At 42.6% G+C, this 1289-nt stretch carries 2 protein-coding genes; both read right to left on the bottom strand.

Going from position 1 to position 1289, the window contains the following annotated elements; translation table 11 throughout:
• Positions 1–148: 148 nt before the first annotated feature.
• Positions 149–604, bottom strand: coding sequence for a rhodanese-like domain-containing protein (locus tag ACS8FD_RS15035; RefSeq protein WP_299219207.1), 456 nt, complete (start codon positions 602–604; stop codon positions 149–151).
• A gap of 150 nt (positions 605–754) precedes the next feature.
• Positions 755–1289: ribosome small subunit-dependent GTPase A (gene rsgA / locus ACS8FD_RS15040; protein ID WP_439276447.1), on the bottom strand; the 535-nt coding region annotated here is incomplete at its 5' end.

Here is a 1289-nt window from a genome sequence, read left to right on the forward strand (position 1 = left end):
GCTCATTATAAAGTGGGGGTAAGGTTAGTAAATTCAAGTCAGCTTGTCATAAAAGCTCATAAAACACTGTTAGGAGCTTATTAGCTAAGTTTCCATAAAAAAAGACACAACTAAAAGTCATGTCTTTTTATTCATACCAAGAGCAAGCTTACTTATGCAAGCTAGGTTTAGTTTTGCCTTTATTCTTAGGTTTGGCATCTTTTAATCCTACTAATGGCATGCCAGCTCCTTGCCAGCCACCCACACCACCTTCTAGGCGATAGACGCTGTCTTTACCAATCATCTGGATAGCCGCGCCTGCTTGTACGCCCATATCACAGACGATGATCACTGGCTGTTCAATTGCGCGGATCTCATCTAAATGATCTTTGAGCTCAGTAAAAGGAATATTACGACTGCCTTGGATATAGCCGGTGGCAAACTTCTTTTTGGCGCGAATATCAATAAGCTGCGCATTTTGAGAGTTAACCATCATGCCGAGGGTATTGGGCGACACTTTTTTGCCGCTACGTTTGTTTTCAATGGTAAAAAACAGTACGGCAAGTACGGCCAATATACCAAATAAAAACGGGTGGTTGCCCACAAATTCAAGCGCACGATCCAAACCAAACCTCCAAAAAATAAGCGTTCTATTAAGCTGAGAAGACAGCTCAATGATTTTGAACAAGGCGCTATTATACCGATTAGGTCATCTATAGTAAATGTATAAGGAGCAACCTATGTTTTGATAGTATTGATTCAATAAATAGGGCTACTAGTATGGCTTAGTATCCGCTTCTGCTTGTAACGTCACAAGGTTTTCAACACGGCGCTGTAGCACATTACCATCAGCCACCGCTTGCCATAGCGCGCAGCCTTTGCTGTTATAAGTGTGACGACAGTCACGAAATTGGCAATCGCCTGCAAGTGGCGCAAGTTCAATAAAACCTGAAATAATATCGTCAGGATCTAAATGCCAGATACCATATTCACGAATGCCAGGCGTGTCGACGATACCGCCTTGAGTAAGATCGTCTGGATTAAATGGCAATAAACGACTGGTCGTCGTGGTATGTTGACCAAGTTTTGAGTTTTCAGAAATGATATTAACGCTCTGCGCCGAATCAGGTAGTAAAGCATTAATTAAGCTGCTTTTACCGACGCCAGACTGACCGGCAAAAATAACCAGTTTTTTGTCTATGTAGCGTTTTAGCTCATCAAGTCCCTGCTGCTCATCATGATTGGCAATGTTTTCGGGGCAATCAACTGAAGTCAGTACGCTTTCATAACCAAGAGCCGCATACTGTGCC

This window comes from Psychrobacter sp. 1U2, from assembly GCF_051847575.1.